This is a genomic window from Croceicoccus sp., assembly GCF_983967925.1.
The window spans coordinates 45,638-60,263 of sequence record NZ_CFETID010000017.1 but is presented as its reverse complement, the minus strand read 5'-3'; the positions used below and the strand labels follow the sequence as shown (position 1 = coordinate 60,263).

General features: G+C 65.6%; 13 protein-coding genes. 12 read left to right on the top strand and 1 reads right to left on the bottom strand.

The annotated features are described in order from the left end of the window. Positions 1-219: 219 nt before the first annotated feature. From AC4FIJ_RS10880 to AC4FIJ_RS10845, 8 genes are all read left to right on the top strand, one after another. Positions 220-516, top strand: a complete 297-nt coding sequence (locus AC4FIJ_RS10880) for a putative quinol monooxygenase (protein ID WP_490336747.1) — start codon at positions 220-222, stop codon at positions 514-516. Next, positions 513-806 carry a putative quinol monooxygenase gene (locus tag AC4FIJ_RS10875; protein ID WP_490336746.1) on the top strand — a complete coding sequence of 98 codons (294 nt, stop codon included), beginning with the start codon at positions 513-515 and terminating at the stop codon, positions 804-806. Before AC4FIJ_RS10880 ends, AC4FIJ_RS10875 begins: the two co-directional genes overlap by 4 nt. A gap of 145 nt (positions 807-951) precedes the next feature. Beyond that, positions 952-2,346 (top strand): DUF418 domain-containing protein, encoded by a 1,395-nt coding sequence (locus AC4FIJ_RS10870; protein ID WP_490336745.1) that lies wholly within the window; start codon positions 952-954, stop codon positions 2,344-2,346. A 103-nt stretch (positions 2,347-2,449) separates the two neighbouring features. Continuing rightward, positions 2,450-3,547 carry an efflux RND transporter periplasmic adaptor subunit gene (locus tag AC4FIJ_RS10865; RefSeq protein ID WP_490336744.1) on the top strand — a complete coding sequence of 366 codons (1,098 nt, stop codon included), beginning with the start codon at positions 2,450-2,452 and terminating at the stop codon, positions 3,545-3,547. Then, positions 3,537-6,638, top strand: a complete 3,102-nt coding sequence (locus tag AC4FIJ_RS10860) for an efflux RND transporter permease subunit (protein WP_490336743.1) — start codon at positions 3,537-3,539, stop codon at positions 6,636-6,638. Before AC4FIJ_RS10865 ends, AC4FIJ_RS10860 begins: the two co-directional genes overlap by 11 nt. Continuing rightward, a complete protein-coding gene (locus AC4FIJ_RS10855; protein ID WP_490336742.1) occupies positions 6,635-8,020 on the top strand; it encodes an efflux transporter outer membrane subunit in 1,386 nt (461 codons plus the stop codon). The genes AC4FIJ_RS10860 and AC4FIJ_RS10855 overlap by 4 nt, the downstream gene beginning before the upstream one ends. A 23-nt stretch (positions 8,021-8,043) precedes the next feature. After that, positions 8,044-8,862 carry a hypothetical protein gene (locus AC4FIJ_RS10850; protein ID WP_490336741.1) on the top strand — a complete coding sequence of 273 codons (819 nt, stop codon included), beginning with the start codon at positions 8,044-8,046 and terminating at the stop codon, positions 8,860-8,862. 197 nt (positions 8,863-9,059) lie between these two features. Next, positions 9,060-10,151, top strand: coding sequence for an endonuclease/exonuclease/phosphatase family protein (locus tag AC4FIJ_RS10845; protein WP_490336740.1), 1,092 nt, complete (start codon positions 9,060-9,062; stop codon positions 10,149-10,151). A 7-nt stretch (positions 10,152-10,158) separates the two neighbouring features. Here AC4FIJ_RS10845 and AC4FIJ_RS10840 read toward each other — a convergent pair whose 3' ends face one another. Next, positions 10,159-11,163 (bottom strand): bile acid:sodium symporter family protein, encoded by a 1,005-nt coding sequence (locus AC4FIJ_RS10840; RefSeq protein ID WP_490336739.1) that lies wholly within the window; start codon positions 11,161-11,163, stop codon positions 10,159-10,161. Positions 11,164-11,346: 183 nt separating this feature from the next. On the opposite strand from AC4FIJ_RS10840, the gene AC4FIJ_RS10835 reads away from it, so the two are divergent. The 4 genes from AC4FIJ_RS10835 (at position 11,347) to AC4FIJ_RS10820 (ending at position 14,579) form a co-directional block, all read left to right on the top strand. Next, a complete protein-coding gene (locus AC4FIJ_RS10835) occupies positions 11,347-12,450 on the top strand; it encodes an NAD(P)/FAD-dependent oxidoreductase (RefSeq protein WP_490336738.1) in 1,104 nt (367 codons plus the stop codon). 49 nt (positions 12,451-12,499) lie between these two features. Beyond that, positions 12,500-13,354 carry a formyltetrahydrofolate deformylase gene (gene purU / locus AC4FIJ_RS10830; RefSeq protein ID WP_490336737.1) on the top strand — a complete coding sequence of 285 codons (855 nt, stop codon included), beginning with the start codon at positions 12,500-12,502 and terminating at the stop codon, positions 13,352-13,354. A gap of 152 nt (positions 13,355-13,506) precedes the next feature. After that, positions 13,507-13,740: a hypothetical protein gene (locus AC4FIJ_RS10825; protein ID WP_490336736.1), complete on the top strand. Its 234-nt coding sequence runs from the start codon at positions 13,507-13,509 to the stop codon at positions 13,738-13,740. Positions 13,741-13,826: 86 nt separating this feature from the next. Then, entirely contained in the window at positions 13,827-14,579 is a 753-nt protein-coding gene (locus tag AC4FIJ_RS10820) for a phosphatidylserine decarboxylase (RefSeq protein ID WP_490336735.1), read from the top strand. Positions 14,580-14,626: the final 47 nt, after the last annotated feature.

Below are 14,626 nucleotides of genomic sequence, written 5' to 3'. Positions count from 1 at the left end.
GGGATGGCAACGACACCCTCATCGGGCAGAAACAGACATTCATGCATGTTTGTATTTATTGCAAGCCCCTTGTGGCAGCTGTCGTCAAATAGCGTTCGGGGTGTTGCCGGGGCTGCTTTTGATGCGCCCGAACAAGCGAAACGCCCTTTCCAAAAGCAATCATGTATGTTTTTTATATCGAAACAGGCGGTTCACCGCCGACAGACGGAGAGAGATTCCATGGCCTATAGTTTCCTGTCGCGCTTTCGCATCAAGGAGGGGGCCGAGGATCGTTTCATCGCCGCCGCCCGCAAGATGGAGCAGCAGGCGCCGGAAGAGCCCGGCGTGCTGCATTTCCAGTTCTTCCGGCTGGAGCAGCCGCAGATGTTCGCGGTGCTGGAATCCTTCGTCGACGCCGATGCCGACAAGGCGCACATGGAATATGAGCAGAACAAGCCGCTGATCGCCGAGATGATCGAATGCATGGACGGCAGTTACGAGCGCGAGATGCTGCTGGACCTTGAGGCGGCGCGATGAGCGGGAAGAGCTTTATCGCGCAATTGCGCGCCAAGCCCGGTCGCCGCGAGGAGCTGATCGCCTTGCAGGGCGAGATGAAGTCGCTGGCCTTCGAACACGAGCCGGGTGTGGTCGTGTACGAACTGTTCCAGTCGGAGGACGATCCGGACCTGTTCCAGGTGGTCGCGACGTTCAAGGACGATGCGGCGTTCGATACGCATATGTCGATCGACTTCCACGACCGGCTGGTGCCGCCGATCCTGGAGTGCGTGGACGGCGAAATGGAGATCGCATTCTACCGCTCGGTCTGACCGGCGGACTCTCCCGTTCGCGCGGTGATTTGCCAAGCTGCGTGATCGGGGATAGCCTGCGCCCGGACAGCGCCGGAATCCGGGGGCGGTGCTGACAGGCGTGGGTCGCGGCCGATGTGCTGCCTCGGGGACCGGGAGTCCTTCGATGACGAGTCCTTCGATAACAGGGCCCGCTCTTGCGGCTGCCCCCGCTGCGCCCGTTCCTGACTCTCCGTTATCCGCCTCACCCGTTTCCGGGGCCGACCGCATAGGCTCGCTCGACGTTCTGCGCGGGATCGCGGTTTTCGGCATATTGCTGATGAACATCTCGGCATTCGGCCTTGTCTGGCAGGCCTATGGCAATCCGTTCGCCGCCGGCGGCAGCACCGGGGTCAACCTGCTGCTGTTCGAGATCATGAATGTCGGTTTCGAAGGGACGATGCGCGGCATCTTTTCCATGCTGTTCGGAGCCGGGATCGTGCTGATGACCGTCAGGATGGAGCGGGCGGGCGTGGGCATGGCCGCTGCCGACATCTATTTCCGGCGCATGGCTTGGCTTGGCCTGTTCGGGCTGATCCACTGGACGCTGCTGCTGTGGCCGGGCGAGATCCTGTTCGCCTATGCGATCTGCGGCTTTGCGCTGTTCGTCGTGCGCAAGGTTCCGGCGCGCTGGCAACTGGCCATCGGCATCGCGCTGCTGGCGGTGGCGGCGGTGAAGATGGAGCTTGGCTATCGCGGGACGCTGGAGGATGCCGGTAATGCCGCGCAGGCGCAGGCCGTGCTTGCCCAAGGGGGCACGCTAAACGAGGGGCAGCGCGAGACCCTCGACGCATGGAACGAGACGCTGTCCGAATATGTGCCGACCGCCGAGACCGATGCGATGTTCACCGAATGGCATAGCGGATCCTATGTCAGTTCCGTCCTGCAGCAATTGCCGTTCAGTTTCGAATTCCAGTGGGTGCGCGCGCCCTTCTGGCTGGCCTTCGACATGGTGCCCTTCATGCTGATCGGCATGGCGCTGCTGAAATGGGATGTGCTCACCGCGCGGCGCAGCACTGGCTTTTATGCGGGGATGGCGGCGGCGGGCTATGCCGTGGGCATACCGCTCGGGCTTTACGAACTGGGCCTGCTGCAGGCGGGCGACTATGGCCCGGTCGCGTCGGCGGCGGCGGGGCGGACCTATCAGTTCAGCCGGCTGGCGATGGTGCTGGGCCATCTGGGGCTGGTGCTCTGCGTGGTGAGGCTGGGGCTGTTCGCCATGCTACAGCGCGGTTTCGCGGCGGCGGGGCAGATGGCGCTGACCAATTACATGACGCAGACCCTGATCTGCATCACGCTGTTCTATGGCTTCGGTTTTGGTCTTTATGGGCGGTTCGACCGGTCCCAGCTCTATCTGATCGTGGCGACCATCGCCGCGGTGCAGATGATCTGGAGCCTGGCGTGGCTGCACCATTTCCGGTTTGGCCCGCTGGAATGGCTGTGGCGGACGCTGACCTACTGGAAATGGCAGCCGATGGCGCGTGCCGTGCCGGTCCATGCGGCGGCGCCGGGACATGCCTGATCGGACAGCTTGACAGCTGTTTTGCCGATGTCGCTGCCCAAGCATATGAATATTAGCCGAAACGGCGCTTTTGCTATCGGTCAGGCCCGGTTATGCAGGCCCGATGATTTGTCGTACTTTTTCGCTTCTGTGGCTGATCGTCCTTGTGGTCACGGGCGGATGTTCCGATCAGCAGGAGGATCGCACGCCCGATCCGGTGCCCGTCGTGGCAGAGCCGCTGCAGTTCCGCCCGCTGCAGGTCGCGACCGAGATGATCGGCACCGCAAGGGCGTCCACCAGCGCCGAGCTTTATCCTGAGACTTCGGGCCGCGTCACGCGGGTGCTGTTCACCGCGGGGGATTACGTGCGCAAGGGCCAGCCTTTGGTCGAACTCGATTCGCGGCGCGAACGGCTGGCTGTCGAGGCGGCGCAGGTGCAATTGCGCGAGGCGGACCAGCTGCTGGGCCGCTATCGCCGGATCGAGGATACGGGCGCCATTTCCGAAAGCCAGATCGAGGCAGGGGAAACCGCGCTCGCCTCGGCCCAGGTCGAATTGCAGCAGGCACGCACCGAACTGGCCGACCGGACGATCAGGGCGCCGTTTTCGGGCCATATCGGCCTGACCGAGATCGACCCCGGCGACCGCGTGAACGATTCGACGCCCATCGCGCAGATCGACAAGCGCAGCACCCTGTTCGTCGATTTCAACGCTCCCGAAACCGTGTTCAGCGCACTGCGTCCCGGCGAGACGGTGACCATCGCGCCCTTTGCGCAGGACGACCGCACGATCGAGGCGCGGATCGTCGCGACCGACAGCCGGGTGTCGCAGGACAGCCGCGATTTCATTGTGCGCGCCTCTGTTCCCAATCGCGACGACCGGCTGCGACCGGGTATGAGCTTTCGCGTCACCGTCGACCGCCGCGGCGATCCGCGCCCTGCCGTGCCCGAGGAAGCCATCGTCTGGGGCGGCGAGGGATCGCATCTGTTCGTGGTGCGCGAGGGCAAGGCGAAGCAGGTGCCCGTTACCATCACCGCGCGGCGCGAGGGGCAGGTGTTCGTCGACGGCGCCCTGTCGCGCGGCGACCGCGTGATCGTCGAGGGCGTGCAGAAGGTGCGCGACGGACAGGCGATCAGGCTGGTCGTTCCCAAGGCGCCGCCCCCGGGCAAGGCGCGGCTGCAGCCTGCGGAAGAAGGCGCTGGCGGAAGCGGCGATGAAGGATAGGTCCGATCTTCCCATGCTGGCGGTCAAGCGGCCGCTGCTGGTGGGTGTGCTCAACCTGCTGATCCTGCTGGCGGGGCTGGCGGCAATCTTTGGCGTGGAAGTGCGCGAACTGCCCAATGTGGACCGGCCCGTGGTGTCGGTGTCGGCGGTGCTGCCCGGCGGATCGCCCGAGACCATGGACGCGGAAGTCACCAGCATCCTTGAGGACGCGGTGGCCCGAGTGACCGGGGTGCGGCAGATCCGCTCTTCCAGCGAGGAGAACAACACGCGCGTCCGGGCCGAGTTCAATCCCGGCGTCGACCTCGACACGGCGGCATCCGACGTGCGCGAGGCGGTGAGCCGCGTCACCCGCGACCTTCCCGACCGGGTCGAGCAGGTCAATATCACCAAGGCCGACGCCGACGCGTGGCCGATCATGCGGCTGGTGGTGCAAAGCGACACGCTGGGCGAGGCGGAGCTGACTCGCGTGGTCGAGAACGACATCGTCCCCGAATTGCTGACCGCCGAGGGCGTCGCCAGTATCGATCTGTTCGGCGAGCGCGCGCTGCAGATGCGCGTGTCGATCGATCCGGCGCGGCTCAACCGATTCGGCCTGACGATCACCGATGTCGCCGATGCGCTGCGCCGCGCGCCCTATGACGTGCCGGTCGGGTCGTTCCGTTCGAATGCGCAGGAACTGGTGGTGCGCGCCGAGGCCAGCGCCACCGATCCGCAGCTGATGCGCGACCTGATCATCAGCGGCAATACGCGGCTGGGCGATGTCGCCGATGTCGATTTCGCGCCCGCCGATGCGAATAATTTCGTGCGGCTGGACGGCAGGTCGGTGATCGGCATGGGCGTGGTCAGGCAGGCCAGTTCCAACACGATCGAGATTTCCGACGCCATCCGCAGCGCGGTTGAGAGGGTCAACCAGCGTTTTGACAATGTGCGGGTGGAGGTCATTTCCGACGACGCCGAATTCATCCGCATCTCGGTCGAGGAAGTGCTGATCACGCTGGGCTTCACGGTGATGGTGGTGATCGGCACGATGCTGATCTTCTTTCGCGCGTGGCGGCCAACGATCATTCCCAGCACCACCATACCGATTGCCTTGGTCGGGGTGATCGCGGGCATCTGGATCATGGGTTTCTCGATCAACCTGCTGACGCTGCTGGCGCTGGTGCTTGCCACCGGGCTGATCGTCGACGACGCCATCGTGGTGCTGGAAAACACGCAGAGGCTGCAGAACAAGGGGCTGGGGCGGCGCGCGGCGGCGGTGGTGGGCACGCGGCAGGTGTTCTTTGCCGTGGTCGCCACGACGGCGGTGCTGGTGTCGGTGTTCGTGCCGATCAGCTTCCTGCCGTCCGAAACGGGGCGGCTGTTCCGCGAATTCGGTTTCGTGCTGTCGGTCGCGGTGCTGATCTCGTCCTTCATCGCGCTGTCGCTGGTGCCCGCGCTGGCGGCGCGGATCGACCTGACCAATGGCGCGGCGGAAAACGACCGGCTGACGCGTTGGGGCGGGCACGCGCGCGACCGCTATATGAAAATGCTCAACTGGTGCCTCGACCGGGGGAAGCTGGTCGTGCTCGCCGCGGTGCTGGTCGCGGGGCTGACCGGCCTGCTCTACACCCAGATCGACAACGAACTTGTGCCGGACGAGGATCGCGGCGTGATCGAGGTGGACGCCACCGGCCCGGACGGCGTGGGGCTTGCCTTCATGGACCGCGAACTGGACGAGATCGAGCGCATCCTGCAGCCCTATCTCGACAGCGGAGAGATCGAGAGCACCTTCTCGGTCGTGGGCCAGTGGGACCCGAACCGCGTGCGCGTGACGGCAGAGCTGGCGCCGTGGGGCGAACGCGACCGCAGCCAGAGCGAGATCGTCGAGGAGCTGAACCCGCCGCTGCAGGAAATCCCCGGATCGCGGACCAATGCGCGCGGACGCGGCACGCTCAGCTTTGGCGGCGGGGGCGAGGGGCTGGAGGTCGCGCTGACGGGCGGCGAGTACGACAATATCTACCGGTCCGCGCTGGCCCTGTCCGAAGCCATCGACACGCGGTCGGACATATTGTCCAACCCCGACATCTCGTACCAGCCGACCCAGCCGCAATTGTCGCTGCGGATCGATCGGCAGCGCGCGTCGGACCTTGGCATCGATCTCGACGATCTGTCGCAGACGTTGAGCGCGATGGTGGGGGGCGAGGAGATCGCCGACCTCAACGTGGGCGATCAGGCGGTGCCGATCTTCCTGACGTCGCGCGCGGTGTCGATCACCAATCCGACCGACCTGTCGAACCTGTATGTCCGCACGCAGGATGGCGGCATGGTGCCGCTCTCGCTGGTTACCGAGGTGGTGGAGCAGGGCGTCGCCGCGCAGCTCGATCGCACCGAACAGCGCCGCGCGATCGAGGTGGATGCCGATATCGCGCAGGGCGTGTCGCTGCGCGATGCGATCACCGAAATGGAACGCCTTGCCGACGAGACGGTGGCAGAGGACATCGACATGCTGCTGCAGGGCGATGCCGAAAGCCTGAACGAGACGTCGAGCGACGTGCTGGTCACCTATCTGTTCGCGCTGGTGATCGTGTTCCTCGTCCTCGTCGCCCAGTTCGAGAGCCTGACGAGCGCGCTGGTGGTGCTGCTGACCGTGCCCTTCGCGCTGGCCGCCGCGATCCTTGCGCTGTTCCTGTCGGGCGTGTCGCTCAACATCTATTCGCAGATCGGGCTGGTGATGCTGATCGGGCTGATGGCGAAGAACGGCATCCTCGTGGTCGAATTCGCGGATCAGCTGCGCCACGAGGGCCGCGACCTGCGCGAGGCGATCGAGGAAGCGGCCGCCATCCGCCTGCGCCCGATTGCTATGACGCTGATCTCGACCGTCATCGGCGCGGTGCCCCTGATCCTTGCGGGCGGAGCGGGGGCAGAGGCGCGCCAGTCGATCGGCTGGGTGATCTTCGGCGGGCTGGGCATCGCGGGGGTCTTCACCCTGTTCCTGACGCCGGTGATCTATCTGGGCATCGCCCGCTTCGGAAAGCCGCGTTCGGTCGACCTCGCGCGTCTCAACGAGGAAATAGACCAGATCGACGAAGACATGACGATGGCGCCCGCATGACGTCCCGACCGATTCGCCGTTTCCTGCCTGTGATGCTGGCCGCCAGCACGCTTGCGGCCTGCGCGACCGTTCCCGAGATCGAGCCGCAGACCGCGGTCGATGCGCCGCCGGCCTATAGCGCGGCGCTGCCCGAGGCGGGGCTGGCCGACGACTGGTGGGAGGGTTTCGGCGACCCCGTGCTGGATGCGCTGGTAGAGCGCGGGCTTGCCGCCAATCTCGACATCACCGCGGCGCGCGACCGGGTCCGCGCAGCAGAGGCGCTGCTGCGGGCCGAACGATCCGACCTTCTGCCCCGCGTGGATGGTGCGGCCGATGTCGGTGTGACGGCGGGGGAGGGGGACGACGGCAGCTTTGCCAGCGCGGGTCTGTTCGTCCTGTTCGATCCCGATCTCAGCGGTAGATTGAGCGCCGAGATACGCGCCGCCGCCGCCCGCTATGCCCAGGCGGATTATATTCGCGCCGACACCCGCCGGATCGTCGCCGCGGCCATCGCCAGCCAATATGTCGAATATCGCCGCACCGGCGCGCAGCTGGAACTGCTGCAGGAATCGACCGCGCTGCAGGAACAGACGCTGGATGTCGTGACCCTGCGGTACGAGGCGGGGCTGGCCGCCAATCTCGACGTGCGGCGCGCGGCTGCCGACCTTGCGCAGACGCAGGCGCGGCGCGGCTTGCTGGAGATCGACCGGGCCGAGGCGGCCCATGCGCTGGCGTTGCTGCTGGCCGAGGCGCCGGGCACTTTCTTGCCGGAGGGCGAGAGCGGGATCGGCTCGATCCCCTCCTATGCCGAGGGGCCCGCGCTGGGCCAGCCCGCCGATCTTCTGCGCCGCCGCACCGACATTCTCGCGGCCGAGGCGCGTCTGCAAGAGGCTGCCGCGGCGGTGGGCATAGAGCAGGCCGATCTGCGCCCGTCGCTCACCGTGCCTGCGTCCATCGTGCTGGGCGGCGGGGGGATCGACGATCTGTTCGGCGAATTCCTTGCCAGCGTCGGGGCCGCGCTCGACCTGCCGATCTTCGACGGAGGGCGGCGGCATGCCGAGGTGGAGGCCGCTGAAGCCGAGCTGGATGCGCGCTATGCCGAATATCGCCTGACGTTCCTGGATGCATTGGGCGAGACCGAGAATGCGCTGGTCGCCATCGGGGCGTTTCGCCAGCGGGCGATCGCCTTGTCCGAGGCCATCGAGCAGAGCGAGGCCGCGCTGGAGCAATCGAATGCGCTTTACCGCGAAGGGCTTGCCTCGCTGTTCGACGTGCTGGATGCGCAGAGGCAGCTGATTTCCAGCCGGGAATCGCTGCTCGACAATCTGGCCGCCTTGTCGAACGCGCATATCGCACTGCATCTGGCTGCGGCCTCGCAGGGTCCGCAACTGGACCAGACGTGACTCGGGTAATCGAGGGAGGTCGCATGATTGGAGTTCGCAGCTTTAGGATCGCGGTGTCGGCCATGGCCGCTGCATTGGCCGCGCCAGTGGCGGCGGGCGCGCAGGAGGCCGTGACCGAACGCGTGATCAAGGCGGAGCATGCGCGGCAGGGCGTGGCGTCCGACGGGCAATCGATCTACGCGGTCGATAATAATGTCATCACCCGCATCTCGCTGGCCGATGGCACGCAGACCGGCGAGTGGAACGGCGATCCCAAGCTGTTTCCGCATCTCAACAGCTGCACCGTGGTGGAAAGCGAACTCGTCTGTGCCTCGTCCAACTATCCGGCAGTGCCGCAGCTTTCGACGGTAGAGATCTATGATCTGGCGTCGCTGAAGCATGTGCGATCGGTGGCGCTGGGCGCGATGCCGGGGTCGCTGACGACGCTCGACCGGCATGACGGCGAGTGGTGGGCGACCTTCGCCAATTACGACGACCGCGGCACGCCAGAGGGGCGGAGCCACCGCGACAGTTTCGTCGCGCAGATGGACGAGCAGTTCCGCATGGTTCGCATGTGGGGCCTGCCCGACACGGTGCTCGAACGGCTTTCCCCCAGCAGCGTATCGGGCGCAAGCTGGAGCGAGGACGGGCTGCTTTATCTTTCCGGCCACGACCGGCCCGAGCTTTATGTCATGGCCTTGCCGCAGGCAGGTGGGCTGCTGCGGCATGTGGCGACGGTCGGAATCGCCTCGCACGGGCAAGCTATCGACATCGATCCGGCGGACAAGGGTCTGATCTGGTCGATCGACCGCGATTCGCGCACGGTGCTCGCCAGCCGGCTGCCCGATCTGTCCGCCGACTGATTTGCGCCGCAGCAGGCCGCTATCCACGGTCCTTTAAGTGTTCGACCGCCAGAAAATGACATGAAGTTGCAGCATTCTCGTGCGAAATGATGTATGGGAACTGAATCGAACCTTGGCTTTCACGCCTGGCTCTGGCGCCTGGCTTTGACGGGGGACTGATGAACAGGACGGGTCGTAAATCGGGAATCGCACTCTGCATGACGGGGGCACTGCTTATGGCAGGGTCCGCCGCTGCTCAGACGACAGCGCCGCTCGCCGCGCTGGAAGTGGCGCTTCCACAGCTTGAATCGCCCGACCTTTCGGTCATGACCTATAATGTGAAGGGCCTGCCGTGGCCCATCGCGCGGGGCCGTCCCGAGGCGCTGGCGAATATCGCGGCGCATCTGGCCGACATGCGCGAGGGCGGGGTGCAGCCTGCCGTGGTGGTCCTGCAAGAGGCATTCGTCTCGCGCGCCAAGGCCATCGGCGACAAGGCCGGCTATCGCTATCAGGCGACCGGCGCGGGCATTCCCCGCGCGTCCGAGCCGAGCTCGCGGCGCTTTCCGCTTCGCCGGCTCAACCGCGGGCCGCAGCTCGACAGCGGGCTGCTGGTGCTGAGCGATTATCCGATCGTCGACATCAAGGCCGCGGCCTTTCCGGAAAGCGCCTGCGCGGGGCTCGATTGCTTTGCCGCCAAGGGCGTGGTTCTCGTCACGCTTGAGATGCCGGGCAAGGGCCGGGTGCAGGTGGCGACGACCCATCTCAACAGCAGGGGCGCCTCCATGGCCCCCACCAGGGAAAGCGCCCGCGCCTATCGCGAACAGGTGGATTTCCTGTGCGAATTCCTTGGCAGCGAACGCGATGCCTCGATCCCGCTGGTGCTGGCCGGGGACTTCAACCTGGGCGACACCGAGGAAAGGCTTGCGATCCTTCCGCCCGCGCTGGAACACCTCAACGGCGGAACCGCGCCGGACGAACCGTTCCGCAATTTCGTGCAGGCCACGGACACCGAAATCTCCCGCTCGGACGATGCGCGCTGGGTGGTGGAGCGGGCGCGCGACATGCAATATATCCTGCCCGGCGGCGGCAGAACCTTGTCGGCCATCTCGGCCCGCATCCCGTTCGGCAGCAAGACGCCGGGCGGGGCCTTGTCCGATCATTTCGGCTATACCGTCGAATACCGGCTGGCCCCATCGAACACCCGGCTCGCCTCGCGCGATACGCGGCCTACAGGAATGGCTGAAAAGACGGCGGGCAGCGGCGGCGATACGCGCCTGCACGGCTCGGCAGAGACCGTCAGCGCCCGCTGATCGGGCTTCACGTTGCGGTTGGCGCGGGTTCGCGCGGCTGCGTTTCCGGATCGACTTTTGCCGACATGCGCTGTGCGATCGCGGCGCAGGCCAACAGTTGCAATTGGTGAAAAATCATCAGCGGCAGGATGAGCGGGCCGACCATGGCGGCGGGAAACAGCACGCCCGCCATCGGTACGCCCGACGCCAGGCTTTTCTTCGACCCGCAGAAAATGATCGCCGCGCGGTCGGGCCGGTCGAACCCCATCCTGTGCGCAGTCCATGCGACAATGCCCAGCACGACGGCCAGCATCGCGCCGCACAGACCTATGATCGCGGCCAGTTGCCAGCCCTCTATCGTTTTCCATAGCCCCTCGACCACGGCTGCGCTGAAGGCCGCATAGACGACCAGCAGGATCGATCCCCGGTCGACATAGGACACCACCGCCTTGTGCCGCTCGATAAAGCGCGCGGTGAGGGGGCGCGACAGGTGACCGGCAAGGAACGGCAACAGCAATTGCATCACGATGGCCTCTATCGACGCGAGCGTGTCGCCGGTCCCGCTGGCTCCGCCTAGCAGCAGGGCGGTCAGCGCCGGGGTCACGAAAATCCCCGCGAAATTCGAGAATGAGGCCGCGCAGACGGCGGCGGGGACATTGCCGCGCGCGATCGAGGTGAAGGCGATCGATGATTGCACGGTCGAAGGCAGCAGCGTCAGGAACAGGAAGCCAGTCGCAACCAGCCCCGGAAGGAACAGCGCCGACAGGGCCGAGATGCCGAGGCCGAGGACCGGAAACAGCAGGAACGTCGCCAGCAGCACGGTGACATGCAGTTTCCAGTTGGTCAGCCCCGCGAGGATGGCGGCCCGCGAGAGCTTCGCCCCGTGGAGGAAGAACAGCAGCGCGATTGCCGCCTTGACGATCCAGCCCAGCCAGAGCGCGAAGATGCCGGATGCGGGCAGCAGGCTGGCCACCACGACGCTCGCCAGAATGGCAAGGCTGTAGCGGTCGATCTTGAGAAGCAGTTTGAGCAATAGGCACCTGAAGACGGGATAGGCCTCCGCCTTAACGCCGCGCCGACCGCGGTGCCAGTGCCGAGCGATAACGCTGTCCTATTGAACGCAATCCGCTGCCGGATAGCCCTTATGCAGCCGTGACATTGTGGCGGGGCCCGGTCTATCGCTGCGGCTGGAACTAAGCGGGGCAGGGCGCAGAATTTGGTCGAACAGGTCGATGCGATAGTCGTGGGGGCGGGCGTGGTCGGCCTTGCCGTCGCGCGCGAACTGGCGCTGGCGGGGCGCGCGCCGCTGGTGCTGGACGGCGAGGCGCATTTCGGATCGTGGACCAGCAGCCGCAATTCCGAAGTCATCCATGCAGGCATCTATTACCCGCTCGGCTCGCTGAAGGCGCGGCTCTGCGTCGAGGGGCGCGACCTGCTGTATCAATTCTGCGCGGCGCGGGGCGTGCCGCATCGGCGCAGCGGCAAGATCATCTTTGCGCATGACCATGCCCAAGCGGGCGAGCTGAACGCGATCCAGACGCGCGCGGCACTGGCGGGCGTGCACGATCTGGTGCGGCTGGACGCGAAGGATGCGCGGACGCTCGAGCCCAAACTGACATGCGCCGAGGCGCTGTTTTCGCCGTCCACCGGAATCGTCGACAGCCATGCGCTGATGCTGGCGCTGCTGGGCGAAGCGGAAGCGCATGGCGCCATGCTGGTGATGGGCAGCAAGGTTGCGCGCATTACGCGTGCTGGCGGACAGTGGCAGGTGTGGCTGGACGATAGCGCCGGTCCGGTGGTCGAGGCGCCGGTGCTGGTCAATTCGGCAGGCCTTGCCGCGCAACGTCTGGCCATGGCGATCGAGGGGCTGGACGATGCCTTCGTCCCTCCTGCTTTTTACGCGCGAGGCGTCTATTTCACCTATTCGGGCAAGGTGCCGTTTCGTCATCTGATCTATCCGGTCCCCGAACCCGGCGGTCTGGGCACGCATCTCACGCTGGATCTGGCGGGGCAGGCGCGTTTCGGGCCCGATGTCGAGTGGATCGATACGGTCGACTACACCGTCGATCCGGCGCGTCATGCCAGGTTTGCAGAGGCCGCAAGGCGCATCTGGCCGGCGCTCGATCCCGCGCGGCTGCAGCCGGGTTACGCAGGCGTTCGGCCCAAGATCACCGGCCCCGGCGAGGCGGCGGGCGATTTCGTCCTCTCGGGCCCCGCCGAGCACGGCTGTGCGGGGCTGGTCAATCTGTTCGGAATCGAGAGTCCCGGCCTGACCGCGTCCATGGCGATTGCCCGCGCGGTCGCGGAAATGCTGGACTAACGCGGCCGCGCCTTTCATGCGGCGGCTCCTGAGCCAAAGGAGTGGGATCTTGAACAGGAATTGCGTGCTCAGCCTTGCTTGCGACGACAGGCCGGGCCTGGTTGCCGCCATTGCGAGCTTTCTGGCCGGACATGGCGGAAACATCACCGATGCCGAGCAATATAACGATGCGTCGACCGCGCGGTTCTTCATGCGCGTCGCCTTCGATCCCGGCCCGACCGCGCCCGAGACCTATCGCGACCTGTTCGCTCCGCTGGCGAAAGAACATGGCATGGACTGGCGGCTGCGCGTCCCGGGCTATCGGCCGCGCATCGTGGTCATGGTCAGCCGGTTCGATCATTGCCTTGCCGACCTCCTCAACCGTCAGCGCAGCGGGGAGCTTGCGATGGATATCGTCGCCATCGTGTCGAACCATCCCCGGGGAGTGCTGTCCGGCTGCATCATCGGGGACATCCCCTTCCATCACCTGCCCGTCACCCGCGGCACCAAGGCGGATCAGGAGGCGCAGGTCAGGTCGCTGATTACCGAGACGGGGGCCGAGCTGGTGGTGCTGGCGCGTTATATGCAGATCCTGTCTGACGAGATGGCGGCGTTCCTGTCGGGACGATGCATCAATATCCATCACTCGTTCCTGCCGGGTTTCAAGGGCGCGAAACCCTATCACCAAGCCCATCGGCGCGGGGTGAAGATGATCGGGGCGACCAGCCATTACGTCACCGCCGACCTCGACGAGGGGCCCATCATCGCGCAGGACGTGCAGGCGATCACCCACAAGGACACGGCCGAGGACCTTGTCGCGCGCGGCCGGGACGTGGAGCGGCGCGTGCTGGCCCGTGCGGTGAAGGCGCATCTCGAGGACCGCGTGTTCATGAACGGCCATCGCACGGTGGTGTTCGACGCCTGAAGCGGGCGTTGCTTCGCAAATTGCCGGCCTATGCCAATTGTTGCAGCGGGGGCGGCGCAGAACCGCTAGAACGTGCCTGCCATCCATACAGCCGGTCGAGTCGTGATTGGGGTCCGATTCAGTCGCTGTCGTGGCGGAAAGGGATCGGGTTCATGCAGACCTATCGTCTGAAGCTGACCGATGACGGGATCGGGATCGCAAAATTCATCGACTTCGACGGCGTGGACGCAAGTTCGGCTCTGTCGGTCCTCAGCAACGAAAGCGGGGGGCGGCGCGCCGAGTTGTGGGACGGCGCCAGACTTGTCTGCACGATCGAGAGGGACAGCGAAGGCAGCGGTTTCTGGGTGGTCAATCCGGTCGTGCGCGCAAGGGCGAAAGCGGCCTGACCGGCGGGCCGGATCCCGCCTCTGCAACCGGGGGTTGGTCAAGCGTCACGCTTGCCGGTGCGCGCGGCAAGCCCTAGATGGTCTGAATGGCAGGTGAAATTCTCGACAACGAAGGACGCGGCGAGGCTGGCTGGAGCTGGCCGCCGATCCATCCCGAGGGCCGCAAATACGGATTGATCGCAGGCGTCGTCGCGCTGTTCTTCCTGTTGGTGGTGGACTGGGAGATTGTCGGCTGGCCGCTGGTGCTGCTGACCATCGGCGTGTTCGCGTTCTTTCGCGATCCAAAGCGCGTGGTGCCGCAGGATCCCGATGCGATCATCGCGCCCGCGGACGGTCTCGTCACGCTGATCCGCCGGGTTCCGCCGCCGCCCGAACTGCAACTCGACGACGGGTCGGGTTCGGCGGGCCTTGGGACGGAGGAGCTGCTTCGCGTCTCGATTTTCATGAGCGTGTTCGATGTGCACATCAATCGCGCGCCGATTTCGGGCACGCTTCGGCGCCTCGTCTATATTCCCGGCAAGTTCGTGAACGCCGATCTCGACAAGGCGAGCGAGGATAACGAACGGCAGCACCTGCTGATGGAGCGAGACGATGGCGTGCTGGTCGGCTTTACCCAGATTGCCGGTCTTGTCGCGCGGCGCATCGTGCCTTTCGTCAAGCCGGGCGACATGCTGGCCGCGGGACAGCGCGTCGGGCTGATCCGGTTCGGCAGCCGGGTGGATATCTATCTTCCCGCCAATACCGAGCCGAGCGTGGTGCTGGGCCAGACAACCATTGCCGGCGAAACGGTGATTGCCCGGATCGGCCAGAGCAGGTTGATCGAAGGCATCGCGCTTTGACCGGGGAAGACGCTTCGACCAAGGGCGATAAGGACAAATTCGATATG

Excerpts from the sequence above, each read along its gene's own strand:
- AC4FIJ_RS10870 (WP_490336745.1), top strand. The coding sequence starts at position 952 with ATGACGAGTCCTTCGATAACAGGGCCCGCTCTTGCGGCTGCCCCCGCT.
- AC4FIJ_RS10850 (WP_490336741.1), top strand. The coding sequence starts at position 8,044 with ATGATTGGAGTTCGCAGCTTTAGGATCGCGGTGTCGGCCATGGCCGCT.
- AC4FIJ_RS10825 (WP_490336736.1), top strand. The coding sequence starts at position 13,507 with ATGCAGACCTATCGTCTGAAGCTGACCGATGACGGGATCGGGATCGCA.
- AC4FIJ_RS10865 (WP_490336744.1), top strand. The coding sequence starts at position 2,450 with ATGATTTGTCGTACTTTTTCGCTTCTGTGGCTGATCGTCCTTGTGGTC.
- AC4FIJ_RS10820 (WP_490336735.1), top strand. The coding sequence starts at position 13,827 with ATGGCAGGTGAAATTCTCGACAACGAAGGACGCGGCGAGGCTGGCTGG.
- AC4FIJ_RS10880 (WP_490336747.1), top strand. The coding sequence starts at position 220 with ATGGCCTATAGTTTCCTGTCGCGCTTTCGCATCAAGGAGGGGGCCGAG.
- AC4FIJ_RS10845 (WP_490336740.1), top strand. The coding sequence starts at position 9,060 with ATGACGGGGGCACTGCTTATGGCAGGGTCCGCCGCTGCTCAGACGACA.
- AC4FIJ_RS10875 (WP_490336746.1), top strand. The coding sequence starts at position 513 with ATGAGCGGGAAGAGCTTTATCGCGCAATTGCGCGCCAAGCCCGGTCGC.
- AC4FIJ_RS10855 (WP_490336742.1), top strand. The coding sequence starts at position 6,635 with ATGACGTCCCGACCGATTCGCCGTTTCCTGCCTGTGATGCTGGCCGCC.
- AC4FIJ_RS10860 (WP_490336743.1), top strand. The coding sequence starts at position 3,537 with ATGAAGGATAGGTCCGATCTTCCCATGCTGGCGGTCAAGCGGCCGCTG.